Here is a 25,290-nt window from a genome sequence, read left to right as displayed (position 1 = left end):
ATGACCACGCGCCGCGACCTTGCCGAAACGGTCGGCAATACGCCATTGATCAAACTCCGCGCGGCGTCAGAGGCGACCGGATGCACCATTTTGGGCAAGGCCGAGTTTATGAACCCCGGCCAATCGGTGAAAGACCGCGCGGCCTTGTTCATCATTCGCGACGTGATTGCGCGCGGCACCTTGAGCCCCGGTGGCACGATTGTCGAAGGGACGGCGGGCAATACCGGCATTGGCCTTGCGCTGGTCGGCGCCTCGATGGGGTTTCGCACTGTCATCGTCATGCCCGAAACGCAAAGCCAAGAGAAAAAGGACATGATCCGCTTGGCTGGCGCGCAGCTGGTGCTGGTGCCCGCCGCGCCCTATTCCAACCCGAACAATTACGTGCGCTATTCGCAGCGGCTGGCCGAAAGCCTTGCCGCAACGGACCCGCGCGGGGTGATATGGGCCAATCAATTCGATAATATCGCCAACCGTCAGGCGCATTTTGACACCACCGCGCCCGAGATTTGGGAGCAGACCGGCGGCAAGGTAGATGGCTTCGTCGCGGCTGTCGGGTCGGGCGGCACGCTCGCGGGTACCGGCCTTGCGCTGCAACCAAAGGGCGTCAAGATTGCGCTGGCCGATCCCGATGGCTCGGCCCTTTATAACTGGTATCAAAATGGCGCGCTGAAATCGGCGGGCAATTCGATCACCGAAGGGATCGGGCAGGGCCGGATCACCGGCAATCTCGAGGGGTTCACCCCCGATTTCGCCTATAATATCCCCGATACCGAAGCCCTGCCGCTGATCTTTGATCTGCTGCAGCACGAGGGCCTGTGTGTCGGCGGCTCGACCGGGGTGAATATCGGCGGCGCGATCCGTTTGGCGCGGGAACTGGGGCCGGGCCATACGATCGTGACAATTCTGGCCGATGGCGGCACGCGCTATCAGTCAAAGCTGTTCAACCCCGATTTCCTGCGTGCCAAAGATCTGCCGGTGCCGGTGTGGATGCAGGCCGAAGGCGCGCCCCTGCCGGATGTCAGCGCATGATGCTGCGCCACCTGATCGCGGGCTTTGCCCTGCTGCTGGCCAGCGGCGCGGCTTTGGCGCAAGAGGCGCCTGTCGCCGTTCCCGAGGAGACTGCGACAGATGTCGCAACCGAGGTTGCGCCTGATCTCGACCCCCGTATCGTCTACGGCATTATGAGCGGCATCGACTATTCCGCTTGGGCCGATCGCGCCGCGCGGGTCGAGGCATTGGTCGCGCTGCCCTCGCCATCAAGCTTTGCCTTGGACCGCGCCCGCACCGATCTGGTGGCTTGGCGCGATATTTTTTCGCCGCAGCGCAGCCAGAATGTGGCGCGGATCGCCACGGTTCAGGCACAGATTACCGCGCTGGGCGATACGGCAACCGCTGCGCCTGCGATTGTCGCCCGCGCGACCGAGCTGACGGCGCAACTCTCGGCGCTGCAGGCGCCTGCGCGTCTGGCGGATGAGGCCTTTGCACAGGCTGATGGCCTGATCGCCGAGATCGACCGCTTGCTGCGCGAGCGCCAGAATGCGGCGCTGATGGTGCGCGCCCTCTCGCCGCTGTCACCCAGTGTTTTGTCGCAAACATATGCGGAATTCACCAGTCGTATAAGTGGCTTGGGTGCCGAAGTTTATGCATCGGTTCAAAATCAGAATCGCCTTGCGACCTTTGCGGATCGTGCCGGGCTGGTGATTTTGATGCTGCTTGGCAGCCTTGTGATGATCTTTGGTATCGGCCCCTTCACCCGCCGCCTGCGCGTGGCGCTGGGCCAGCGGTTTCCCGATGCCGATAGCGTCACGGGCTATCTGATGGCACTGTGCCGCGCCGTGGTGCAATTGCTGGGCGTGCTGCTGCTGACCAATGCGCTGAAGGAAAGCGGGCTGTTCGGCTATCGCGCCTCGATCTTGATCAATGCGCTGCCGGGGGCTGGCGGCGTGATCATCATGATGAACTGGGTTGGCGGTCGCTTTTTCACGCAGGCCCGCGCCAACCCGCCGCCGTTCGATTTCTCGCCCGAGGTGCGTCAAAAGGGCAAGCATCTCACGTGGGAGCTGGGCTGGATGATGGCCGGCGGCTTGATGCTGCTCGAGCTGGTCAGCACCAGCGAAACGCCCGAGGCTGTGCGCAACGCCTTTAGCCTGCCGGTCGTGCTGATGGTCGCCTTTACGCTGTTCCGCTTTGGCCGTCTGATCGCGCGCGCGGCCCAAAGCGAGACAGCTACTGCCGCGGACACGACGGCCGCTAATCCGATCTGGTCCTTTGCGCTGCGGATTGTCGGGCAAGGTGCGATGGCGCTGGCGGTGCTTGCACCTGCGATCATGTTGATCGGCTTTGGGCAGGGGGCGGAATGGCTGCTGTACCCGGCGGTGATGACGCTTGTGCTGCTGGCCGCGCTGGTCGCGCTGCAATGGTTCGTCTTTGACGTGTTTGCCCTGATCATGCATTCGCGCGATGTGGCGCAAAGCTCGCTTTGGCCGGTGCTGGTTGCCATCGCGCTGATGGTTCTGTCGCTGCCGGTGTTGGCGCTGATCTGGGGCGCGCGCGTCGATGATCTGGGCGAGCTGGCTGCGCAATTGGCCGAAGGGTTCGATATTGGCGGCTTGCAATTGTCGCCCATGGCCGTGCTGACCTTTATCATCGTCTTTGGCATCGGCCTGATGCTGACGCGGCTGGTGCAGGCGGTGATGGCGGGCACGGTTCTGCCGCGCACGCGGCTGGATCGTGGCGGGCAAACCGCGCTGGTGTCGGGTATCCGCTATCTGGGTCTGACGGCGGCGGCTTTGGCGGCGTTCAGCATGGCGGGGTTGAACCTTTCTAGCCTTGCTGTTGTCGCGGGTGCGCTCTCGGTTGGTATCGGTTTTGGTATGCAGAATATCGTGCAGAACTTTGTCTCGGGCATCATCTTGCTGGCGGGCCGCGCGATCCGGCAGGGCGATTGGATCGAGGTTGGCGGCGTCTCGGGTTATGTGCGCGAGATTTCGGTGCGCTCGACCCGGATCGAGACTTTTGACCGCAGTGATGTCATCGTGCCCAACGCCAGCCTTGTCGCGGGCCAAGTGGTGAACTGGACGCGCGGCAATGCCGTGGGCCGGATCACCGTTGCCGCCACCACCGCCTATGGCACCGATCCGGTGCAGGTGATGGAGATCCTGCGTGCCGCCGCTGAATCGCATCCGATGGTACTGCTATCGCCAAAGCCGACCGTTCTGATGACCGGATTTGCCGCAGACACCATGAATTTCGAGGTGAAGGCGCTGGTGCGTGATATCAACGCCGGTGGCTCGGTGCGATCCGATATCACGGTCGAGGTCGCGCGCCGCTTTAACGCGGCAGGGATCCAAAGCCGCAATGGCCTTGCGCCCCTGCCGGTTGCCTAGATGTGAGGCTGGCGGCGCGATTCCAGCGCCGCCTTTACCACCAGCGCGATCAGCGCGATGATGGTCAGGGTCGATGCGGCGGCAAAGGCGCCGGTGGTGTTCAGATCGTTGAACAGCAGCTCGACATGCAGCGGTAATGTATTGGTCTGGCCGCGAATACTGCCCGAGACGACGGATACGCCGCCAAACTCGCCCACCGCGCGCGCCGTGCACAGCACCGCGCCATAGAGCAGCGCCCAGCGGATATTGGGCAGCGTGACACGGCGAAACACCTGCCAGCCCGATGCGCCCAGCGTGACAGCCGCTTGCTCTTGCTCTGACCCCTGCGCCTGCATCAGCGGCAGCACTTCGCGCGCCACAAAGGGCGAGGTCACGAACATCGTCACCAGCACGATACCGGGTAGGGCGAACATCACCTGTAGATTATGTTCCAGCAGCCACGGCCCCAGCAGGCCCGAACGGCCATAAAGGAACAGATAGGCAATCCCCGCGATAATGGGCGAGATCGAAAACGGTATCTCGATCACCGTCATCAGCACGCCGCGCCCCGGAAAGCGGAATTTTGCAATCGCCCAAGCGGCCGCAATGCCAAAGGCGATATTCAGCGGCACGGTAATCACGGCGACAGTTGCGGTCAGGCCAATCGCATGCAGCGTCATCGGATGCATGATATTGGCTGCATAGACCTGCCAGCCATCCGCCAGCGCGCGGCTGAAAATATAGACCAAGGGTGCGACGACCAGCAGCGCGGTCAGAACAAAGGCGGTGGCGATCAGCCAAATTGCGGTGCGGTTCGGTTTCATCGTGTCGCCTCGCGATAGCGCGATGCCCAAGCCTGTAGCAGGTTCGACACCACCAGCAGCACCAATGCAATGACCAGCAGCGCCAGCGCGATCACCGCCGCGCCATTGTAATCGTATTCGGCAAGGCGGATGAACGCCAGCAGCGAGGCGATCTCGGTCTTCATCGGGATATTGCCCGCGATAAAGACCACCGCGCCGAATTCGCCCAGCGATCGCGCAAACGAGACCGTCGCGCCGGCCAGCCATGCGGGCAGGATCGCGGGCAGAATGATGCGGCGAAAGACGGTAAAGGGGCTGGCACCCAGCGTCACCGCCGCCTGTTCAAGGCCGGGGTCCAGATCCTCTAGCACCGGCTGCACCGTGCGCACCACGAAAGGGATCGAGGTAAAGGTCATCGCGATAATGATGCCCCACAGTGTATACACGACCTGGATGCCCATCGCATCCAACAACCCGCCGAACCAGCCATTGGCGGAAAACAGCGCTGTCAGTGACAGGCCAGCGACCGCCGTCGGCAGGGCAAAGGGCACATCCATCAGCGCATCCAAAATGCGCTTGCCGGGAAACTCATAGCGCACCAGCACCCAAGCCATCAGCAGGCCGTAAAGCGCGTTGATCACCGTCGCCACACTCGCGGCAATCAGCGTGATCTTGAACGCGGCCAGCGTGCGCGGCGATGTCATAATCGTCCAGAACCGGTCTGGCCCGATCGACGCGCCTTTCAGCACCAGTGCCACCACCGGCAGCATCACAATCAGCGCGACATAAAGCAGCGTTGTGCCGAGGCTGAGCGACAGCCCCGGCAACACGTTCTTACGCCGGATCGGTTTGGCGTGGGCGATCATCTGTTGACGAAGACCTGATCCAGAATCGCGCCTTCGGCCAGATGCTCGGCGTTGATATTGGCCCAGCCACCAAAGACCTCGTCCACGGTTTGCAGATTGACGGCCGGAAGGCTGTCGGCAAAAGCCGCAGCCACATCCGCATCATTCACGCGGTAATGGTATTCTGCGGCGATCTGCTGCGCTTCGGGCGAATACAGCCACTCGAGATAGGCATTCGCCACCTCGGTCGAGCCATTGCGGGTCGCATTCTCGCTGACCAGCGCGACCGGAAAGGCGGCGAACAGGCTGCTGGAGGGCGTTACGCGGACAAAGCCCTGATCGGCATAGCTTTCGGCGATGCCGGCGGTCTCGGCCTCGAATGTCACCAGCACATCGCCGATGCCGCGCTCGGCAAAGGTTTGGGTCGCGGCGCGGCCGCCAGTGTCAAAGACGGGCACATTGGCCAGAATCTGGCCGACAAAGGTCTGCGCCGCCGCCTGATCACCACCATTGCTGCCCAACGCATAGGCATAGGCGGCAAGATAGGTATAGCGCGCATTGCCGCTGGTCTTGGGGTTGGGGAACACAGGTTCGACGCCCTCGCGCGCCAGATCATCCCAATCCTCGATCCCCTTGGGGTTGCCCTCGCGGACAAGGAAGGCGGGCAGCGAATACCAGGGCGAGGCGCCATTCGGGAGCGCGTCGCGCCAATTGGCATCGACAAGACCGCCATTCGCCAGCACGTCGATATCGGTCTCTTGGTTAAAGGTCACGACATCGGCGGGCAGACCCTCCAGAATGGCACGCGCCTGTGCCGAGGAGCCGCCATGCGACTGGTCGATGGTCACGGTGCGGCCCGTGGTTTCCTGCCAATGCGCGGCAAAGGCGGGGTTCAGCGCCTCGAACAGCTCGCGTGCGACGTCATAGCTGACGTTCAGCAGGCGGTCTTGGGCAAAGGCGGGGGCGGTGCCCAGCACAGCTGTCAGGGCCGTGGCGAGTAGAAGATGCGTTTTCATAGATGGCTCTCCTTGCGGGGGATGGGCTGCGCGGCGCTGGCTGTTGCGCTGCGGTGATGGGCGGTGGTTGCGAAAATCGTGCCGGCGGCGATGCGCAGGCGGGACGGCGCGCCGGGGACCAACCCCTCGGGCGCGTCGCGGCGGGGCAGGTCGGCCTCGACCTCGCCCAGGGTTGGATGGGTCAGCAGCAGGCGCAATTGCGCGCCGGTGCTGCTGCGGCGTGTAACCCGCCATGCGCCAGCGGGGTCAGGCTGCGGCGTGATATCTTGGGGGCGGGCGAACAATGTCGCCGCGCCATCGGGAAGCGGGCGGCGGGTCAGCGCGGTCAGATCCAACCCATCGGCGGTCGGGCGGCCCGCCTGCAGATGCACCGGCAGTTCCACTGTCGCGCCCATAAAGCGCGCCACAAAGGGCGAGGCCGGATGATCATGGATTTGATCCGCCGTGCCGATCTGTTCGATCTGGCCATCGCCCATGACGACGACACGGTCGGCCAGCTCGAACGCTTCTTCCTGATCGTGGGTCACAAAAATCGTGGTCGATCCGGTGGCCTCATGCACATCACGCAGCCAGCGGCGCAGGTCGCGGCGGATGGCGGCATCCAGCGCGCCGAACGGCTCGTCCAGCAGCAGCACGTTGGGCGTGATCGCCAGCGCGCGGCCCAGTGCAACACGTTGCTTTTGCCCGCCCGAAAGCTGGGTCGGAAAGCGGTCGGCCAGATGCGGGATTTGCAGGAATTGCAGCAGCTCATCCACTTTGGCGCGGATCACATCCTTGCCGGGTCGCGCGGCGCGCGGGCCGACGGTTAGACCAAAGGCCAGATTGTCGCGCACCTTCATATGCGGAAACAACGCGTAATGCTGAAAGACAAAGCCGATGCGGCGATCTTTGGCGGCAAGCTGCAGCCAATCAATGCCGTCGACGTGCAAGCCGCCCGCATCGGGCCATTCCAGCCCGGCGATGATTTTCAGCAGCGTCGTCTTGCCCGAACCCGACGGGCCCAAAAGGGCGACCAGCTCGCCCTTTTCGACCTTTAGATCAATGCCGCGCAGCACATTCGTCTGGCCAAAGCGTTTCGCAAGCTGGGTGATTTCAATGGACATGGCGCTGCCTTATGGGGTCGTGATGTCGATCGGCCACACGGTCGTGGCCTTGATCCGCTCCATCGAAAATTTCGAGGTCACATTGCGGCAGGGCAGAGTCTCGGTCAGTTTGACGTAAAAGGCGTCAAACGCGGCCATGTCGGGCACAGCGACTTTCAGCAGGTAATCGACATCACCGGCCATGCGATGCGCCTCGATAATCTCGGGGAAATCTTTCACCACGCGGGTCAGCGCGCCGCGCCATTCGGCGGTATGTTCGGTGGCCTCGATCTCGACAAAGACGCTCAGGCCAAGGCCGATGGAATTGGGATCGACCACCGCGACGCGGCCGGTGATCACGCCTGCCGTTTCCAGCTTGCGCACACGTTTCCAGCAGGGCGTTTGCGACAGGTTCACCCGATCTGCAAGTTCTGCAATCGGTAATGTCGCGTCGCGCATCAGCTCATGAATGATCTTGCGGTCAATCCGATCGAGCGTCTGTTTTACCATGGTCAAGCCTTCCGTCATCGCGTTGCGGAAGGTGAAATCCGCCGATGGCGAAATATCGACCCGAACTGTCGTCTATTTCAAGCGAAAAGAATGGGCGATTTTTGCGGCCTAAAGGGAATATGGTTCTACTTTTTGCGGGTCACCGTAAAACGCCCGCCCTAAATCAATGGGGCGGGCGTAGGTTTGTAGAAGATTATCCCTGATTCGGGCCTTCGCGGGACAGCCGAATGATATGGCCATTCCATTCATAGGTGCGTTTCAACAATCCGATTACCCAGATGACCGGCAGCAGCAGATCACGCACCGGCAGGCAGGCCACCTGCACCGCGTTCAGATGCCAGCCGCACCGGCGGATCATCACGATCTCGATCAGATACCACAGCGCGGCAAAGGCCAGCGCCCACCAGCCAAAAGCGATGGCAGCGGCGACAAAGGGCAGAAACGCGCCGGAAAAGATCTCGGCCAGATATTGTGTCGAAAAGGAATTCCAGCGCAGCTGCGCCCAGCGTTCCTGACGGCCCCAAATGCCGCGCAGCTTGCGCTTGCCGACGATCTGGCTGACCGGCGGCAGCATCAGCACGACACGCATCCCCTGACGGCGAATGACTTTGGTCGAGGCCGCGTCCTCGGCATATTCCACCGTCAGTGCGTTCAGGCCCATATTGCCCAGTTGTTCCTTGCGCAGATACAGCAGCTTGCCTTGGGCAAAACCGTAACCCAGCGCATCCGCGAACAATTGCCAGCGCAGTTGGTGCGAATTGAGGAAGGCCGTTTCCAGCTCGGCCGCCAGCCCCTCGGGCGCGACGGCAAGCGGGGGCGAGGTGACAAGGCCCACATCCTGTTGCTGGCGCAGCCCTTCGGCGACCATCAATGTGTCGGGCGACAGGCGGACATTGCTGTCAACCATCAGCACCTTTTCGTATTTCGCCGCGGCCCAGCCCTTTTGCAGATTGTCGATCTTGGGGTTAAAGCTGGCTTCGTCCAGACCGACGAGCAGCTTGGCATCCTGATCAGGATGCGCCGCAAGCGCGGCCTGCACCAGCGGGATCGCCGGATCATGCGGGTCCGAGATGCAGAAGATCACCTCATGCGGACAACCTTCCAGCGTAAAGCTGGAGGCGATCGTGTCCTCGATCCCCGGATGCAGCCCAGATACAGGGCGCAAAACGGTGATGCCATCGGGTGCGATGCCAGCGGGGACGCGTTTGTTCGCGTGGCGCGCCGTGACAGCGCAGGTGACGCCCTGGGCGATAAGGCTGCCGATGGCGTAGGCGGCTAGTATTGTATACATGTGGTGCTATGTCGTCTTTGAACAGGCGGCAATGGGATCAGGCAACGCGGTTGTCGGCAAGCTGCAACATATTCGAGCGATTCCAGTAGATCACTTCGAATTCGCCGCTCTCGTGTTCCACAAGGGCGGTGCATCCGTCAACCCAGTCACCGGTGTTCAGATAATGGACATCGCCCATCATATGGTTTGCAGCGGCGTGGATATGGCCGCAGATGACACCATCAGTGCCGCTGCGCTGCGCCTCGACCGAGAGGGTGTCTTCAAAGTGGCCAATAAAATTCACGGCTTTTTTCACTTTGCTTTTCGCAACAGCCGATAGCGACCAATAGGACAGGCCCATGCGGCGGCGCACAAAGTTGATGATCGAATTCAGCCCCATCGCCCAAGTGTAGGCCCAGTCACCGACATGGGCGAGCCATTTGGCCTTGGTGATGACGGCATCGAATTGGTCGCCATGGATAACCAGATAGCGTTTGCCATCGGCGGTGACGTGGATCACGCGGTCGATAATCTCGATCCCGCCAAAGTGGACACCGGGGTAGTCACGCAGGAATTCATCATGGTTGCCGGGCAGATAGATGATGCGCGTACCGTTATCAGCCTTGCGCAGCAGGGTGCGGACAACCTCGTTATGGCTTTGCGGCCAATACCAGGATTTCTTCAGACGCCAGCCATCGACGATATCGCCGACCAGATAGATGGTCGGGGCGTCATAGGCCTCTAGAAATTCCAGCACCATCTTGGCCTGCGCGCCGCGCGATCCAAGATGCAGGTCCGACAAGAACAGTGTGCGCATGGTTTTGGGCGTTTGTGCGGCGTTATCCGCGCCAGAGAGGGGGGTCGTGCTTCTCATCAAACCGCCTGTGGCTGTTGCAATCATCGTCATATTGCCAAGGCGTATACGCGCAAATCCTGCCTTTGCCTATTGCTCGGGTGCAAATTGTTACCAGCGCCGCAGCGAAAAGCGGGCACCTGCCCATGAAAACAGGGCCTTATCCATCGGATAGGCCCCGTTTCCTGCCGCTATGGCCGCGTTAAATGCTGGCCAGATCGCGGAAAATCACGCGCGGTGGATAGCTGTCATCCACCGATGCCGCGCCCATTTGCGACGGCGATTGATCATAGGATTGGATTTGACCGCGGGTTGCGGTGTCGGGGCGAGACGACGCTTGGCTTTGCCCCGGCGATACCTGTTGCAGTTGAACGCCCTGCTGTGGCACCGAATCAGACATTTTGCACCTGAATTGCATTGCTGCGAACCGGATAACCCGGAACTGATGGCTGGGCAGCTATACCTGTGCCCGATACCAATCAAGAGATATGTGCTGAAAATTTAGTCTATTTTATGTGATGTCGCGGGCCGTTGCTGGCCCGCCACATTGTTAGCGTATGACAGTGATCTGCCTTAATCGACATAGCTTTCCAAGGGTGGGCAGATGCAGATCAGGTTGCGGTCGCCATGCACGTTGTCGACGCGGCCCACCGGCGGCCAATATTTGTCAACGCGGAAGGCGCCGGGCGGGAAGCAACCCTGCGCACGGGGATATTTGCGTGTCCAGTCGGCAACCAGATCTTCGACCGTATGGGGCGCAAAACGCAGCGGGCTTTCCTCGGCACTGATGACGCCATCTTCGACATCGCGGATTTCTTCGCGGATGGCTTTCAGTGCGGTGACAAAGCGGTCGATCTCGGCCTTGGTTTCGGACTCGGTCGGCTCGACCATCAGCGTGCCGGTGACGGGCCAGCTCATGGTTGGGGCGTGGAAGCCGTTGTCGATCAGACGTTTGGCGATATCCTCGACGGTGACGCCGAATTCGGCAAAGGGGCGGGTGTCGATGATGCATTCATGCGCCACGCGGCCACGGTTGCCTTTGAACAGGATCGGGTAATCGCCGCGCAGGCTGTCGGCGATGTAATTCGCGTTCAGGATCGCGACGCGCGTCGCCTGCGTCAGCCCTTCGCCGCCCATCATCAGGCAGTAAGCCCATGAAATCAGCAAGATCGAGGCCGAACCGCTATAGGCCGCCGAAACCGCACCCTCGCCGCCATCCGCCGGATCGCCGGGCAGATAGGGGGCCAGATGCGCCTTGACGCCAATCGGGCCCATGCCGGGGCCACCGCCGCCGTGGGGAATGGCAAAGGTCTTGTGCAGGTTCAGGTGGCTGACATCGCCGCCAATCTCGCCCGGTTTCACAAGGCCGACCATCGCGTTCATATTCGCGCCGTCGATATAGACCTGACCGCCAAACGCATGGGTGATATCGCAGATCTCGCGTACGGTTTCCTCGAACACGCCGTGGGTCGAGGGGTAGGTGATCATGCAGGCGGCAAGGTTGTCGCCATGCTGCGTGGCCTTGGCGCGGAAATCCTCGACATCAACATCGCCATTGGGCGAGGATTTCACCACAACTACCCGCATACCGGCCATTTGCGCCGATGCGGGGTTCGTGCCATGCGCCGACATCGGGATCAGGCAAACGTCGCGGTGACCCTGACCATTGGCGCGGTGGAACGCCGAAATCGTCAAAAGACCCGCATATTCGCCCTGTGCACCCGAATTCGGCTGCATGGAAAACGCGTCATAGCCGGTGATCTGGCACAGCTTTTGCTGCAGATCGCTGATCGCCAAATGATAGCCAGCGGCCTGATCAATCGGCGCATAGGGGTGCAGTTGGTTGAATTCGGGCCAGGTGATGGGCATCATCTCGGCGGCGGCGTTCAGCTTCATCGTGCAGGACCCCAGCGGGATCATCGCACGGTCCAGCGCCAGATCGCGGTCGGACAGGCGACGCATATAGCGCATCATTTCCGACTCGGCCCGGTTCATATGGAACACGGGATGCGTGAGGTAAGCCGTATCGCGCAGCAGCGTTTCGGGGAAGCCAAGGGCAAAGCCCTCGGGTGCGGCGTCGGTGATGCCAAAGGCTGCCAGCGTGCGGGCAATGACATCGGCATTCGTTGTTTCGTCGACACTGATCCCGACGCGGTCGCGGCCCACTTTGCGCAGGTTGATGCCACGCTGCTCGGCGGCGGCCAGAATGCCCGCTTGGCCGACGCCAACCTTGACGGTGATCGTGTCAAAGAACGCGTCGGGGGCAACCTCGGCCCCGGCGGCTTTCAAGGCGGTGGCAAGGCGGGTGGCATTGCCGTGGACGCGTTCAGCGATGGCGCGCAGGCCAACGGGGCCGTGGAACACCGCATAGAACGAGGCCATCACCGCCAGCAGCGCCTGCGCCGTGCAGACGTTCGAGGTCGCTTTTTCGCGGCGGATATGCTGCTCGCGCGTTTGCAGCGACAACCGGTAAGCGCGGTTGCCACGCGCGTCGATCGACACACCCACGATCCGCCCCGGCATCGACCGTTTCAGATCATCGCGGCAGGACATGAAGGCGGCATGCGGGCCGCCATAGCCCATCGGCACGCCAAAGCGCTGCGACGAGCCGACGGCAATATCGGCGCCCATCGCGCCCGGCTCTTTCAGCAGGGTCAGCGCCAAAAGGTCGGTTGCAACGACGGCAATCGCCTTGGCCGCATGCAGCGCGCTGATCGCATCGGTGAAATCGGTCAGATGGCCATAGGTGCCGGGATATTGAAAGATCGCACCAAAAACCGCAGTGGGATCAAGGTTTTCGGGCGCATCCTCGATAATCTCGATGCCAAGGGGCAGGGCGCGGGTGCGGATGACGGCAATGGTCTGTGGGTGGCAGTTGCGATCCACGAAAAAGGCGCGCGCCTTGGATTTCGCGCTGCGCTCGGCCATGGTCATCGCCTCGGCGGCGGCGGTGGCCTCGTCCAAAAGGCTCGCGTTCGCCACCGGCAGGCCGGTCAGATCGGCCACCATGGTCTGATAATTCAACAACGCCTCAAGCCGGCCTTGGGCGATTTCGGGCTGATAGGGCGTATAGGCCGTATACCACGCCGGATTTTCCAGAATATTGCGCTGGATCGCGGGGGGCGTGACGGTGCCGTAATAGCCCTGACCGATCAGCGAGGTCAGGACGCGGTTCTTGCCTGCAACCTCGCGCATCCGCGCCAGCAGATCGTGTTCGGAAAGCGGCGCCCAGTCCAGCGTGTCTTTTTGACGGATGCTGGCAGGGATCGTCTCGTCGATCAGCGTGTCCAGCGACTGGGTGCCGACAACGCGCAGCATTTCGGCCATTTCATTCGGAGAGGGCCCGATATGACGGCGGTTTGCAAAGTCATAGGGATCGTAAGTGGTCGGCGTATAGGACATTGAAAACCCTGTCAGAAATGCTGCGCTTTGCCGTTTAGGCGATGTGGTCGTTGTATTCGTCTTCGCTCATCAGACCATCGAGGGCGGCCAGATCGTCGATTTTGATCTTGAAAAACCAGCCAGCGCCCAACGGGTCTTCGCTGACCAGCGCGGGGTTATCGATGAGTGCCGCATTCACTTCGACAATCTCGCCGTTCAGCGGCGCGAGGATTTCGGATGCGGCTTTCACGCTTTCGATCACGGCAACCTCGTCACCGGTTGCGACAACGGTCTCAACCTCGGGCAGTTCGACGAAAACGACATCGCCCAGTTGCTCGGCAGCAAAGGCGGTGATGCCGACGGTGATGATTTCGCCATCAGCGCGCAGCCATTCGTGTTCTTCGGTATATTTCATCGCAGGATTTCCTTAGCGTTTGTAACGGTTGGGCTGGAAAGGCAGGGCGGTCACGGTGGCGGGGGCGGCGCGTCCGCGCAGCTCGGCCGTAAGCGGGGTGCCTTCCGCGGCATGGGGGGTGGGAACATAGCCCATTGCAATCGGCCGCTCGCCCGAGGGGGAAAACCCGCCCGAGGTGATCTGGCCGATCACGGCACCATCCTCGACCAGCGGCACGCCTTCGCGCAAGGGGGCGCGACCTTCGGGCAGCAGGCCGACGCGCAGACGGGCGGGACCATGTTCTAATTCGTGCAAAATACGGGCGGCACCGGGGAAACCGCCCGCGCGTGCGCCGCCGGTGCGGCGCGATTTCTGGATGGCCCAGGTCAGGCCAGCCTCGACGGGCGAGGTGGTGGTGTCGATGTCATGGCCGTAAAGGCACATGCCCGCTTCCAGACGCAGGCTGTCGCGCGCGCCAAGGCCGATGGGCAGCACGCGCGGATCGGCCAGCAGCTTGCGGGCAAAGGCGTCGGCCAGATCCTCGGGCAGAGAAATCTCATAGCCGTCCTCGCCGGTATAGCCCGAGCGCGAGATCCACAGATCGCCAAAAATCGCCACATCCATAAAGCGCATGGCGGCGGTGCCGGGGACGATGGCCTCCAGCACAGCCTCGGCCTCGGGGCCTTGTAGGGCCAACAGGGCGCGGTCGGTGACGGGGATGACATCGGCCACATCCGACAGATGCGCGGTCAGATGGGCGATATCGGTCTCTTTGCAGGCAGCGTTGACGACGACGTAGTAATGATCACCGCGGTTGGCGAACATCAGATCGTCCAAAATACCGCCCGCCGCATTGGTCAGCAGGCCATAGCGTTGGCGACCGGGCTGCAGGGCCAGCACATCGACCGGCATCAGTGCCTCGAACGCCAGCGCGACGGTGGCCATATCGCCCTTGGGCTGCAGCAGCACCTGACCCATATGGCTGACATCGAACAGACCGGCATGGCTGCGGGTGTGCAGATGTTCCTTCATCACGCCAGCGGGGAAGTTGATCGGCATCCGATAGCCGGCGAAAGGGCACATTTTCGCGCCACATTCTTGATGCAAGGCATCCAGCGGCAGCAGCCGCAGCGTATTCAAGTCGGCCATTGCCCACCCCTATTTAAACGGCTGGCGCATAGCCAAGCACAGCAGCAGGTCAACGCCTGCCTGTCGTGCCCCCTCTGTCTTTACCCTTTGCAGGGCGCCTGAGATCGTTATCCCTTCGGCGGGCCAGATGGCCACTCTCCAGAGTCCGTTGTCAGGATGGTCCCGTTTGCCTGAGAGTTTACCGGGGCGGTTGCTCCTTCGGCACCAGCGTTTGCCAAATGACTGCGCTAGCTTCTCCCGATCCTGACGAGGGGCAGTTAGCAAAGCAGATGCGATTCTGACAAGAGCTTTCGTGCAAGCGAAAGATCATTCGCATAAGGTTTAATCAGTTCGAAGAATCTTCGAACATATTGCAATAAATACGATGATTATACGTCTGACCCGGACGGCGCAGCGCAACTTTGCGAACCTCTCCCATCTTTGCGCATTAAAGTTGATCCATCGTAATTTTGTCTACAGCAGGGCGCCTATGAAAGTAATTATCTTGGGGTCGGGTGTGATTGGCGTCACAACCGCATGGTATCTGGCGCAAGATGGCCATGAGGTGACGGTGATCGACCGCCAAGGCGGCCCGGCGCTAGAGACCAGCTTTGCCAATGCGGGCGAGATTTCTCCCGGTTATTCCACGCCTTGGGCCGCGCCTGGCATTCCGCTAAAGGCGATCAAATGGATGTTCAGCAAGCATCCTCCGCTGATCATCAACCCCATGCCCGAGCCGCGCAAGATCCGCTGGATGTGGCAGATGCTGATGAATTGCACCACCTCTGCCTATGCGCTGAACAAGGGGCGCATGATGCGCCTTGCTGAATATTCGCGCGATTGCCTGATTGCTTTGCGCGCCGAGACCGGCATCCAATATGAGGCCCGCCAGCAAGGCACGCTGGAGGTATTCCGCAACCAGAAAACCATCGACGCGCTGCAAAAAGACATCGACGTGCTGCGCGCCGAAGGCGTGCCGTTCGAGTTGCTGGACCCCGCTGGCTGCACCCTGCGCGAGCCGGGCCTTGCCGCGTCGCAAGACAAAATCGTCGGCGGGTTGTTCCTGCCGGGTGACGAGACCGGCGATTGCTATCTGTTCACCAATGCGCTGGCCGCGATGGCCGAGGCTGCGGGCGTCACCTTTATGAATGGCGTCACCATCAATCGGTTGATGACCGAGGGCGGCAAAATCTCGGCCGTGGATACCAGTGCGGGACTGCTGAGTGCCGATGCCTATGTTGTGGCGATGGGTAGCTATTCGCCCTTTATTCTCAAACCCTTGGGTCTGGATCTGCCGGTCTATCCGATGAAGGGCTATTCGATCACCGCGCCGATCGCCAACAGTGCGCGCGCGCCTGAATCGACCGTCATGGATGAGGCGCATAAAATCGCGATCACCCGTCTGGGTGACCGTATCCGCGTCGGCGGCATGGCCGAGATCAACGGCTTTGACCGCAGCTTGCCGTCAAAGCGCCGTGCCGCGCTGGAACATTCGCTGACCGATCTGTTTGGCAATGCGGGCGATCTGGAAAAGGCGACGTTCTGGACGGGCTTCCGGCCGATGACGCCCGATGGCACGCCCGTGGTCGGCCCGACCAATGTGCCGAACCTGTTCCTTAACACCGGCCATGGCACGCTGGGCTGGACGATGTCGGCAGGCTCGGGTCGGGTGCTGGCGGATATCATTTCGGGCCGCGCGCCGGCTATTCAGGCGGATGATCTGGCGATCGGGCGTTACCGCTGAAACATCAGCTCGAATATGAATCGGCCTGAGACTGTCAGCAGGAACAGGCCGAAACAGACCTCTAGCGTGCGGCGCGGCAGCGTATGGGCCAGCCATACGCCGATGGGCGTGACCAGCACCGTCGTCGGCACCGTCAGCACCAGCGCAAGGGTCGAGACATAACCCAGCGCATCGGGCGGCAGGCCGGGCTTGCCCCAGCCCGCGATGACATAGCCAATCGCGCCGGGCAGGGCGATCAACGTGCCGACCCCCGCCGCGGTCGAGATCGCGCGGCGAATGTCGATGCCGTAAAGCGTCAGCACCAGATTGGTGATCGTGCCGCCGCCAATCCCCATCAGCGATGACAAAAGACCGATAATCAGCCCATAAATCCGAATGGCAAACCGACCGGGCAGGCTGTCGGCGATCTGCCAGCGCGCGCCACCGCTCAGCAATTTCAAGGCATTAACCGAGGCCACGATCACGAAAACGATCTGGAACACGGCCGCATTGGCATAGCGTGCGATCACAGCACCGATGGCGACGCCCAAGATCACAGGCACGGCCCAGATGCGGATCAATTCCATATCCAGCGTGCCGCGCAGGTAATGCCCACGCGCCGAGGTAAAGGATGTCGGCACAATAATCGCGAGCGACGTGCCTACCGCCAGCGGCATGCACACTGCGGGATCGACGCCGATCAGGCGAAAAATCTCATACAGCACCGGCACTGAAATCGCGCCGCCGCCGATGCCAAATAGCCCCGCCATAAGGCCAGAAAGCGCGCCGGCAATCACCAGCGCGCCTATCATGGGGATCAATGCGTCAAGGCCAAGTGCCCCAAACAGCATGGACTAGAAGGTCCAGTCATCGTCCTGCGTCGGCACGGTGCGTCCGATCACATAGGACGATCCCGAACCCGAGAAGAAGTCGTGGTTTTCATTGGCATCGGGGGCCAATGCTGCCAGAACCGCCGGGTTGAAATTCGTGATCTCATCCGGGAAGATCGGGTCAAAACCAAGGTTCATCAGTGACTTGTTCGCATTGTAATGCAGGAACTGCTTTACGTCCTCGGTCAGGCCGATGCCGTCATACAGATCGGCGGCATAGCTGCATTCGATCTCATAGAGTTGCAGCAGCAGGTCATAGGCAAAGCCCTTCAGCTCTTCCTTTTCTGCCTCGGGCAGCAGTGCATAGCCCAGCTGGAATTTGTAGCCGATGTAATAGCCGTGAACGGCCTCGTCCTTGATGATCAGACGGATCAGGTCAGCCGTATTGGTCAAGCGCGCGCGCGAGGCCCAGTGCAGCGGCAGGTAGAAACCCGAATAGAACATAAAGCTTTCAAGAAAGACCGAGGCGATCTTTTTCTTTAGCGGCTGGGTGTCATCGGTATAGCAGGCCTCGATCAGCTTGGCCTTGCGCTGCAGGTCTTTGTTCAACTCGGCCCAGCGGAAGGCTTCGTCAATCTCGACCGTCGTGCAAAGCGTCGAAAAGATCGACGAATAGGACCGCGCGTGCACGGCCTCCATAAAGCAGATATTGGCGAAAACCGCCTCTTCATGCGGGGTCAGGGCGTCCTTCATCAGGGCGGGCGCGCCGGCCTTGCTTTGGATCGTGTCCAGCAGCGTCAGGCCCGTGAAAACACGGATCGTCAGCTGCTTTTCAGCCTCCGTAAAGCTTGACCACGATTGAATGTCATTCGACAGCGGCACCTTTTCAGGCAACCAGAAGTTCGAGGTCAGGCGGTTCCAGATCTCCAGATCGCGGTCATCCGCGATCCGGTTCCAGTTGATGGCGTGAAATGTCACTGTTTGGCCTTACAGTTGGCAGGAGACGCAAGCCGTCACTTCGGTGCCCGCAAGGGCAGCTTGGCGCAGGCGGATGTAATAGATCGTCTTGATCCCTTTCTTCCAGGCGTAGATTTGCGCCTTGTTGATATCGCGTGTGGTGGCGGTATCGGGGAAGAACAGGGTCAGCGACAGACCTTGGTCGACGTGACGCGTCGCCTCGGCGTAAAGGTCGATGATCGCCTCGGGGCCGATTTCATAGGCATCACGGTAATATTCCGCATTCTCGTTGGTCAGATAGGGCGCGGGATAGTAAACGCGGCCGATCTTGCCCTCTTTGCGGATTTCCACCTTTGCCGCGACCGGGTGGATCGAGGCGGTGGCATGGTTGATATAGCTGATCGAGCCGGTCGGCGGGATCGCTTGCAGGTTGCGGTTGAACAGGCCGTCTTTCATGACCCGCTCTTTCAGCGCGCCCCAATCGGCCACGCTGGGCAGGGCGACGCCGAATTTTTCCAGCACTTCGCGCACCTTATCCGAAGTCGGCGCAAAGCTTTCCTCTAGATACATGTCAAAGAAGCTGCCGTCGGCATAGCGCGACTTTTCAAAACCGTCGAAGGTCTCGTTCCGCTCGACCGCGATCTTGTTCGAGGCGTTGATCGCATGGAAGGCGACCGCCGCGAAATAGGCACGGGTGAAATCAAGCGCCTCGGGGCTGTCGTAATGGATACGCTCACGCGCCAGAAAGCCATGCAGGTTCATTTGGCCAAGGCCAATGGCATGCGAGCGGTCATTGCCCGCACGCACCGACGGCACCGAGTCGATCGCGCTCATTTCCGACACAGCGGTCAGGGCGCGGATCGCGGTTTCAACCGCGACACCGATATCGCCATTGTCGATGACCTTCGCCACGTTCAGCGAGCCAAGGTTGCACGAGATGTCCGAGCCGATATCCGCAAAGGTCAGGTCTTCGTTCAGCACCGAGGGGCTGTTGACCTGCAGAATTTCCGAACACAGGTTCGACATATTGATCCGGCCGTCGATCGGGTTGGCGCGGTTCGCCGTGTCTTCGAACAAGATATAGGGATAGCCGCTTTCGAACTGGACTTCGGCCAACGTCTGGAAGAACTGACGTGCCTTCATCTTGGTCTTGTGAATGCGCGGATCGTCCACGAAATCGTAGTAATGTTCCGAGATCGAGATATCGCCAAAGGCCTTGCCCGTCACCTTTTCAACATCATGGGGCGAGAACATATACATATCGGCGTTGTTCTTCGCGAGCTCGAAGGTGATGTCGGGGATCACGACGCCCAGCGACAGCGTTTTGATCCGGATCTTTTCATCCGCATTCTCGCGCTTGGTATCAAGGAAGCGCATGATATCGGGGTGGTGGGCGTGCAGATAGACCGCACCCGCGCCTTGGCGCGCGCCCAGCTGGTTGGCATAACTAAAGCTGTCTTCCAGCAGTTTCATCACCGGAATGACGCCCGACGACTGGTTCGCGATGCCTTTGATCGGGGCGCCAGCCTCGCGCAGGTTCGATAGCAGCAGGGCAACGCCGCCGCCACGCTTGGACAGTTGCAGCGCCGAGTTGATGCCGCGACCGATGGATTCCATATTGTCTTCGAAACGCAGCAGGAAACACGAGACCAACTCGCCGCGCGACTTTTTACCTGCGTTCAGGAAGGTCGGGGTGGCGGGTTGGAAACGGCCGGTCAGCACTTCGTCGACGATGCGGCGGGCCAGCACTTCGTTGCCGCGTGCCAAAGCCAGCGCAACCATGACGACGCGATCTTCGAAACGCTCAAGATAGCGGTTCCCGTCGCGCGTTTTCAGCGTGTAGCTGGTGTAATATTTGAACGCGCCAAGGAAGGTCGAGAAGCGGAATTTATGCGCCCAAGCCTGCGCCCAGATCGATTCCTTGAAGGGCGTGGAATATTGCTCCAGCACCTCAGCCTCGTAATAGCCCTCATCGACAAGGTAATCGAGCTTTTCAGCAAGGCTATGGAAGAACACGGTATTTTGGTTCACGTGGCGCAGGAAATATTCGCGCGCCGCATGGCGGTCCGCCTCGAACGAGACGCGGCCATTGGCGTCGGGCAGGTTCAGCACGGCGTTCAGAGCGTGATAGTCCAAACCGCTCCAGACCGAGGGGATCGTATGGTGTTTGGGTTCTTGGTCGAGCATCACAGCCTCGCTAATATATCGTTGATGGCGCGAACATCGGCTGCGGTGCCGGCAAGTTCAGCCATGTGAAGGACAGGGACGCCGCATTTTTGGGCCACGATCCGTGCGGCCTGACAAAACAGCGTCCCGAAATTTCGGTTCCCAGTGCCAACGACCCCGCGCAAATATTTGCGATTCTCGGGATCGTTCAGAAAGTGAATCACCCTTTTGGGCACGATGCCGCGCCCATTCCCATCACCATAGGTTGGCACCATTAAAACAAATGGGCCATCCGGCACCGGCAGGGGATCGTCCTGCCGGATGGGAATACGTATCACGGGCCGATCCAGTTTCTCGGCCAGTTTCAGCGTATTTCCCGTGCCCGAGGAATAGAAGTAAATCGGTATCATCGTGGCGCCGAAAACTTGGAGAGGGGGAAGGCCCCCTCACATGACGGGTTGTCGGCTAGGGGTGGGCGTCTTGGACTGCGCGATCTGTTTGCCTGCGATCAGGCGAGGGCCGCAATCCGGTCGGGGCGAAAGCCAGACCAATGCTGGTCATCAGCCACAACGACGGGAAGCTGGCGGTAACCCAGGGCTTCGACGGCCGCAAACGCATTGGCGTCAACAGTGACATCAACCATCTCGAACGAGATGTCACGGGCGTCCATTGCGCGTGCCGTTGCGGTGCATTGCACGCAGCCGGGCTTGGAATAGATCATGATCGACATGCCTCGTGTCCCTTTGTTTTGGGGCGTTCTATCCGGTGCGGCCCGAACGGATTTCGGGTCACCGGATGAATGCCATGACTGTCTTAATATCGGTATGGTGTCGGCTGACTTCAACTGAAGGACAGTGACGGTGGCGGCAAGGGGCGACCTAGCGTCATGTCTGTTGGTAGTGTGCGTTCATCATTTCGTCTCAACATATTGCGTTTGGTGCGCGCCAAGGTCAACGGAAAATTGTCAGCGGTCTGCGAGAATGTGGCACTTATTTGCCTTCATGCAATTGGTCGAAAATTAACCTTCGAAGGTCCGCATGAGACGGCGGCAGAACACTGCCCTACAAGCACCCTAATTCACGTATAATTTTCTATCACGCAGGGCCAGACGAAGATGACCCCCCTGACGCCGCGTGAAATTTCAGTGCGTTCGCTATGATGAAAAATAGCGCATCTGCTGCGGCATGGGGTCTAGTGCCGGTGCGCCCATTCCAGTCCCAGCCAGCCGCCCTTCACCAGACGCAACAGAATCAAGGTCAGCACCAGAATCGAGCCCGAGACTGTGACGGCAAGCGTTAACGGATCGGGCAAATAGATAAAGCCCAGCCACAGGGCGGGAATCAGCAAAAGGCCGACGATGGACATAGTGAAGAACGCCGGACCATCAGCGGTGCGCAGCTGCGAGAAATCTTCGCCGCAGGCCCCGCAGGCGGGGGCGGTGGCCAGATAACCGGCAAAGATCTTGCCTTCGCCGCATTTGGGGCAGCGGCCCAAGGTGCCACGGGTGATTGCTTGACCGGTGTTTCGCGTCAAAATCTGATCCGGCATCGCAGCGTCTCCTTTAGGCCCGCTGAATGCGAGCGGTCGCCACCTTATAAAAGCCTTGCCCCAAAGCCTCAAGCGCTGCGCTATGATGCAGTTGTGAAGGTGCGCCGCGCCGCCAAGGGATGACCTTTTGCCGATAACGCGCTAGAGCGGTCAGAACATACAATAAATCTTGGGCTTTCCATGTTAGACGCGGCCACTTTCCTTGATGCGGGTTTCATGTTGGCAGCGGCGATTGCCTTGCTGGCGGGGGCGCTGTCATTCCTCAGCCCCTGCGTGCTGCCGATCGTGCCGCCCTACCTGGCCTATATGGGCGGGGTGTCCGTCAATGACATGAGCGAGGATAAAGCCGCCCGCCGCGCGGTGATGCTGTCGGCGCTATTTTTTGTCATGGGCCTGTCGACCGTCTTTTTGCTGCTGGGCTTTGCCTTTTCCGCGATGGGGCGGGTGTTCTTGCAATATCAGGATGTGACGCTGCTGGTTGCGGGCATCGTCATCATGTTTTTTGGCCTGCATTTCATGAACATCTTGCGCATTCCTTTCCTCGCGCGTGAGGCGCGGCTGGATGCGGGGGATCGCGGCGGCTCGGCCTTGGGGGCCTATGTGCTGGGGCTGGCCTTCGCCTTTGGCTGGACGCCCTGCCTTGGGCCGATTCTGGGGGCGATTCTGGGGCTTGCGGCCTCGGGCGCGGATATGGGGCGCGGCACGCTGATGCTGGCGTTTTATGCGGCGGGCCTGGGCATTCCGTTCCTGCTGGTCGCGGCGTTCTTCCCCAAGCTGAAGGGCCCGATGGCTTTCCTGCGCCGCCATATGGAACGGGTCGAGCGTATTTCCGGCCTGATGCTGTGGACGGTCGGCCTTTTGATGATCACCGGCCAATTCACCGCCTTTAGCTGGTGGCTGCTGGAAACATTCCCGGCCATGGCGGTGATTGGGTAAGCGCGCGCGGGCGTCCCGCGCACGCCTGCATCTTACACCGCAGCGGTGACGATGATCTCGACTTTGTAATCGGGTGTGGCCAGTGCGGCTTCGCCGGTATAGCGGGCAGGCGTATTGCCGGCCGAAACCCAAGTGTCCCAAACCGCGTTCATGGCCGCGAAATCGGCATTGATATCGGCCAGCCAGATTTGCGCGGTCAAAAGGCGGGTCTTGTCGGTGCCAGCCAGCGCCAGCAGGCGGTCGATCTCGGCCAGAACTTCGGTGGTTTGGGTGGTGATATCGGCGCCGGGCGCCTCGCATTGACCGGCCAGATAGGCGACGCCGTTATAGACGACGGCGGCGCTCATGCGGGGGCCGGTTTCGATGCGCTTGATCTCGGACATAGGAACTTCCTGTTTGGACTGTTGATACCCGGGGGCGGGCGTGCATTTGTTGCACCCCCGGCGCAGGGGTGCAAGCCCGCGCAAGGGGCAAAACCCTCGGCGATGCTAACCGATTTTTAAGCGATCCCGGCGCAAGCTTTCTTCACGATATGATCCGCGGCGCTGGATGATCCCGCTGCGGCCTGACAGGGGGCAAGGATGCGGGCTGGACGGATGGCTGTAGCGATCATGCTGATCGGATTTTGGGCGGGCATCGCGGGTGCACAGCAAACCGATGGGGCGCTGGGGGTCGAGGCGGGTGTCTCCTCGCTTGGCGCCTATGTCGCGCCCACCATGAGCCTCAGCGATCAGACGCGTTTGCGGCTGCCGATATATGGCGGCGCGCTATCGGGGGATTTTGACGCCGATGGCACGACAGTGCTGGGGGATCTGCGCAGTCGCCAGATGGGTTTGGTGGCGGATTATGATGTCTACCACGGGTTGTATCTGTCCGCCGGGCTGCTGATTGGTGGGTATCGCCTGTCAGGACAAGCCGATCACATCAACGCCGATGGCCGCGATATTGCGGGGCATTTTCTGATCGAGGTCAAACAGCAACATCAGCTCGCCCCGGTGGTGGCACTGGGCTATCGCTATGGCTTTGGCGGCGGTGTCAGCTTTCGGGCGGAACTTGGGGCCAAGATCGTCAAACATACACTGCAAGTGAACGGGCTAGAGCCGCTATCCCCCGTTGATCGCAGCGATGCCGAGGCCGAGATTGCAAGGCTGAACGACGATTTGCAGGATTACCCCGCAATCCCTTATTTGACGCTGGCCTTTGGGATCGTCTTTTAGGGCAGAATTAGCAAAGCCCTGAAATCATTCACATTCGTAAGTGTAGGGCCGGTGCGGATCAAATCGCCGGTGGCGTCAAAGATGCTATAGCTATCATGCTGTGCAAGGCTGGTCTTTGGGTCCAACCCCAGCGCGGCAGCCTTTTGCAGGACATCGGGGCAGATGATTGCGCCTGCGGCATCTTCGGTACCATCAATGCCATCCGTATCTGCGGCAAGCGCATAGATATTTGCGGCGCCGTCCAGCGCGATAGCGCAAGACAGCAAAAATTCCGTGTTGCGACCACCGCGACCGGCATGGTCACGGACCGTGACAGTCGTCTCGCCGCCAGAGAGCAAAACGACAGGGGCTGCAGCGGGCGTGCCATGGCGCGCCGCGGCACGGGCAATCCCGGCCATGACAATGCCGACAGTCGCCGCTTCGCCCTCTAGGGCGTCGCCCAGTAAAAGGGGGGTGATACCGGCCGCGCGGGCAACCTCGGCCGCCGCCTCCAGCGCCATTTGCGGCGTTGCAATCAGGCGGTAATCATAATCAAAATGCGGCTTTTCCGGTGGCGCGCCCAGCAAGATGTCTCGCGCCGCGGCGGGCAAATCCGGGCCAAGGCGTTGCACCAGCGGGGAAAGATCCTCGGCCGCGCTGGGGTCGGGAACGGTCGGCCCCGAGGCAATCGCGGCCGGATCATCACCCGGCACATCGGAAATCGCCAAAGTCACCAGCCGGGCGCCTGCACCAACAGCCTGCGCCAAACCGCCGCCTTTGACCTGCGACAGGCGACGGCGGATTTTATTCATATCCTCGATCGCAAGCCCACTGCGCAGCAACAGGCGGTTCACGGTGATTTTGTCCGCGAGGGTCAGATCAGGGTGGGGCAGCGTCATCAAGGCCGAGCCGCCGCCCGATATCAGTGCCAGGACCAGATCGCCATCGCCCGCGCGTGCCGCAACCTCCATCACCTCACGCGTGGCGGCGGCACCGGCGGCGTCAGGGACGGGATGGGCCGCTTCGCGTACAGTTACATGCGTGGTCGGCACGCTATGGCCGTATCGCGTGATCACAACGCCCGACAGATCCACATCGGGCCAAGCGACTTCGACCGCGCGGGCCATGGCTGCCGCTGATTTTCCCGCCCCAACCACAATACAGCGCCCTTGCGGTCTATCGGGCAAGAACTGCGCCAAAGCCCGCCCCGGATCTGCCGCTGCAACCGCTGCCATGAACATATCGTGCAGCAAAGTGCGGGCGGCATCAGGGGTCATATTCAACCTG

24 protein-coding genes and 1 riboswitch are annotated in these 25,290 nt (G+C 60.9%); of the genes, 5 read left to right on the top strand and 19 right to left on the bottom strand.

The genetic code is table 11. The features are described from left to right. Together KVU_RS05810 and KVU_RS05805 are read left to right on the top strand one after the other, a co-directional pair. Positions 1–1,029 carry a cysteine synthase A gene (locus KVU_RS05810; RefSeq protein WP_013384414.1) on the top strand — a complete coding sequence of 343 codons (1,029 nt, stop codon included), beginning with the start codon at positions 1–3 and terminating at the stop codon, positions 1,027–1,029. Continuing rightward, the gene (locus KVU_RS05805; protein ID WP_014537762.1) at positions 1,026–3,386 is read left to right on the top strand and encodes a DUF3772 domain-containing protein; all 2,361 of its coding nucleotides are present in this window, start codon (positions 1,026–1,028) and stop codon (positions 3,384–3,386) included. The genes KVU_RS05810 and KVU_RS05805 overlap by 4 nt, the downstream gene beginning before the upstream one ends. Here the strand turns inward: KVU_RS05805 and cysW are convergent. The 11 genes from cysW to gcvT form a co-directional block, all read right to left on the bottom strand. Beyond that, positions 3,383–4,189, bottom strand: coding sequence for a sulfate ABC transporter permease subunit CysW (cysW, locus tag KVU_RS05800; protein WP_013384411.1), 807 nt, complete (start codon positions 4,187–4,189; stop codon positions 3,383–3,385). The two genes, KVU_RS05805 and cysW, sit on opposite strands and share 4 nt — an antisense overlap. Beyond that, positions 4,186–5,034 (bottom strand): sulfate ABC transporter permease subunit CysT, encoded by an 849-nt coding sequence (gene cysT / locus KVU_RS05795; RefSeq protein WP_013384410.1) that lies wholly within the window; start codon positions 5,032–5,034, stop codon positions 4,186–4,188. Before cysT ends, cysW begins: the two co-directional genes overlap by 4 nt. Beyond that, the gene (locus KVU_RS05790; RefSeq protein ID WP_013384409.1) at positions 5,031–6,029 is read right to left on the bottom strand and encodes a sulfate ABC transporter substrate-binding protein; all 999 of its coding nucleotides are present in this window, start codon (positions 6,027–6,029) and stop codon (positions 5,031–5,033) included. Before KVU_RS05790 ends, cysT begins: the two co-directional genes overlap by 4 nt. Next, complete coding sequence (locus KVU_RS05785) at positions 6,026–7,132, bottom strand: sulfate/molybdate ABC transporter ATP-binding protein (RefSeq protein WP_013384408.1); 1,107 nt, start codon at positions 7,130–7,132, stop codon at positions 6,026–6,028. The genes KVU_RS05790 and KVU_RS05785 overlap by 4 nt, the downstream gene beginning before the upstream one ends. A 9-nt stretch (positions 7,133–7,141) precedes the next feature. Beyond that, complete coding sequence (locus tag KVU_RS05780; RefSeq protein ID WP_013384407.1) at positions 7,142–7,621, bottom strand: Lrp/AsnC family transcriptional regulator; 480 nt, start codon at positions 7,619–7,621, stop codon at positions 7,142–7,144. Between the two features lie 193 nt (positions 7,622–7,814). Beyond that, positions 7,815–8,912, bottom strand: coding sequence for a glycosyltransferase (locus KVU_RS05775; protein WP_013384405.1), 1,098 nt, complete (start codon positions 8,910–8,912; stop codon positions 7,815–7,817). A gap of 37 nt (positions 8,913–8,949) precedes the next feature. Beyond that, entirely contained in the window at positions 8,950–9,765 is an 816-nt protein-coding gene (locus tag KVU_RS05770; RefSeq protein WP_013384404.1) for a UDP-2,3-diacylglucosamine diphosphatase, read from the bottom strand. 181 nt (positions 9,766–9,946) lie between these two features. Continuing rightward, complete coding sequence (locus tag KVU_RS05765; protein WP_013384403.1) at positions 9,947–10,144, bottom strand: hypothetical protein; 198 nt, start codon at positions 10,142–10,144, stop codon at positions 9,947–9,949. 173 nt (positions 10,145–10,317) lie between these two features. Continuing rightward, a complete protein-coding gene (gcvP, locus tag KVU_RS05760) occupies positions 10,318–13,146 on the bottom strand; it encodes an aminomethyl-transferring glycine dehydrogenase (RefSeq protein ID WP_013384402.1) in 2,829 nt (942 codons plus the stop codon). A 34-nt stretch (positions 13,147–13,180) separates the two neighbouring features. Next, positions 13,181–13,540, bottom strand: a complete 360-nt coding sequence (gcvH, locus tag KVU_RS05755; protein ID WP_013384401.1) for a glycine cleavage system protein GcvH — start codon at positions 13,538–13,540, stop codon at positions 13,181–13,183. 12 nt (positions 13,541–13,552) lie between these two features. Further along, positions 13,553–14,668, bottom strand: a complete 1,116-nt coding sequence (gene gcvT / locus KVU_RS05750; protein WP_013384400.1) for a glycine cleavage system aminomethyltransferase GcvT — start codon at positions 14,666–14,668, stop codon at positions 13,553–13,555. A gap of 148 nt (positions 14,669–14,816) precedes the next feature. Next, positions 14,817–14,918, bottom strand: a riboswitch (glycine riboswitch). A 219-nt stretch (positions 14,919–15,137) separates the two neighbouring features. On the opposite strand from gcvT, the gene KVU_RS05745 reads away from it, so the two are divergent. Beyond that, the gene (locus tag KVU_RS05745; protein WP_013384399.1) at positions 15,138–16,391 is read left to right on the top strand and encodes a D-amino acid dehydrogenase; all 1,254 of its coding nucleotides are present in this window, start codon (positions 15,138–15,140) and stop codon (positions 16,389–16,391) included. Here KVU_RS05745 and KVU_RS05740 read toward each other — a convergent pair. From KVU_RS05740 to KVU_RS05715, 6 genes are all read right to left on the bottom strand, one after another. Beyond that, positions 16,382–17,221, bottom strand: a complete 840-nt coding sequence (locus tag KVU_RS05740; protein ID WP_013384398.1) for a sulfite exporter TauE/SafE family protein — start codon at positions 17,219–17,221, stop codon at positions 16,382–16,384. The two genes, KVU_RS05745 and KVU_RS05740, sit on opposite strands and share 10 nt — an antisense overlap. A gap of 3 nt (positions 17,222–17,224) precedes the next feature. Further along, positions 17,225–18,178, bottom strand: coding sequence for a class 1b ribonucleoside-diphosphate reductase subunit beta (gene nrdF / locus KVU_RS05735; RefSeq protein WP_013384397.1), 954 nt, complete (start codon positions 18,176–18,178; stop codon positions 17,225–17,227). A gap of 9 nt (positions 18,179–18,187) precedes the next feature. Next, the gene (gene nrdE, locus KVU_RS05730; RefSeq protein ID WP_013384396.1) at positions 18,188–20,344 is read right to left on the bottom strand and encodes a class 1b ribonucleoside-diphosphate reductase subunit alpha; all 2,157 of its coding nucleotides are present in this window, start codon (positions 20,342–20,344) and stop codon (positions 18,188–18,190) included. Further along, positions 20,344–20,733: a class Ib ribonucleoside-diphosphate reductase assembly flavoprotein NrdI gene (gene nrdI, locus KVU_RS05725; protein WP_013384395.1), complete on the bottom strand. Its 390-nt coding sequence runs from the start codon at positions 20,731–20,733 to the stop codon at positions 20,344–20,346. The genes nrdE and nrdI overlap by 1 nt, the downstream gene beginning before the upstream one ends. Positions 20,734–20,831: 98 nt before the next feature. Then, on the bottom strand, positions 20,832–21,053 hold the full coding sequence (gene nrdH / locus KVU_RS05720; protein ID WP_013384394.1) for a glutaredoxin-like protein NrdH: 222 nt from the start codon (positions 21,051–21,053) through the stop codon (positions 20,832–20,834). A gap of 461 nt (positions 21,054–21,514) precedes the next feature. Continuing rightward, positions 21,515–21,871 (bottom strand): DUF983 domain-containing protein, encoded by a 357-nt coding sequence (locus KVU_RS05715; protein WP_013384393.1) that lies wholly within the window; start codon positions 21,869–21,871, stop codon positions 21,515–21,517. A gap of 180 nt (positions 21,872–22,051) precedes the next feature. On the opposite strand from KVU_RS05715, the gene KVU_RS05710 reads away from it, so the two are divergent. Beyond that, positions 22,052–22,807, top strand: coding sequence for a cytochrome c biogenesis CcdA family protein (locus tag KVU_RS05710; RefSeq protein WP_013384391.1), 756 nt, complete (start codon positions 22,052–22,054; stop codon positions 22,805–22,807). Between the two features lie 32 nt (positions 22,808–22,839). On the opposite strand, the gene KVU_RS05705 is transcribed toward KVU_RS05710, so the two are convergent. Then, the gene (locus KVU_RS05705) at positions 22,840–23,190 is read right to left on the bottom strand and encodes a RidA family protein (protein WP_013384390.1); all 351 of its coding nucleotides are present in this window, start codon (positions 23,188–23,190) and stop codon (positions 22,840–22,842) included. 213 nt (positions 23,191–23,403) lie between these two features. On the opposite strand from KVU_RS05705, the gene KVU_RS05700 reads away from it, so the two are divergent. After that, positions 23,404–24,024 carry a hypothetical protein gene (locus KVU_RS05700; RefSeq protein ID WP_013384389.1) on the top strand — a complete coding sequence of 207 codons (621 nt, stop codon included), beginning with the start codon at positions 23,404–23,406 and terminating at the stop codon, positions 24,022–24,024. Here the strand turns inward: KVU_RS05700 and KVU_RS05695 are convergent. Continuing rightward, positions 24,021–25,280, bottom strand: a complete 1,260-nt coding sequence (locus KVU_RS05695) for a glycerate kinase type-2 family protein (protein ID WP_013384388.1) — start codon at positions 25,278–25,280, stop codon at positions 24,021–24,023. The two genes, KVU_RS05700 and KVU_RS05695, sit on opposite strands and share 4 nt — an antisense overlap. Positions 25,281–25,290: the final 10 nt, after the last annotated feature.

The organism is Ketogulonicigenium vulgare WSH-001 (assembly GCF_000223375.1).
GTDB classification, from domain to species: domain Bacteria; phylum Pseudomonadota; class Alphaproteobacteria; order Rhodobacterales; family Rhodobacteraceae; genus Ketogulonicigenium; species Ketogulonicigenium vulgare.
The sequence above is the reverse complement of the archived record's forward strand: the minus strand, read 5'-3'. Positions and strand labels throughout refer to the sequence as shown.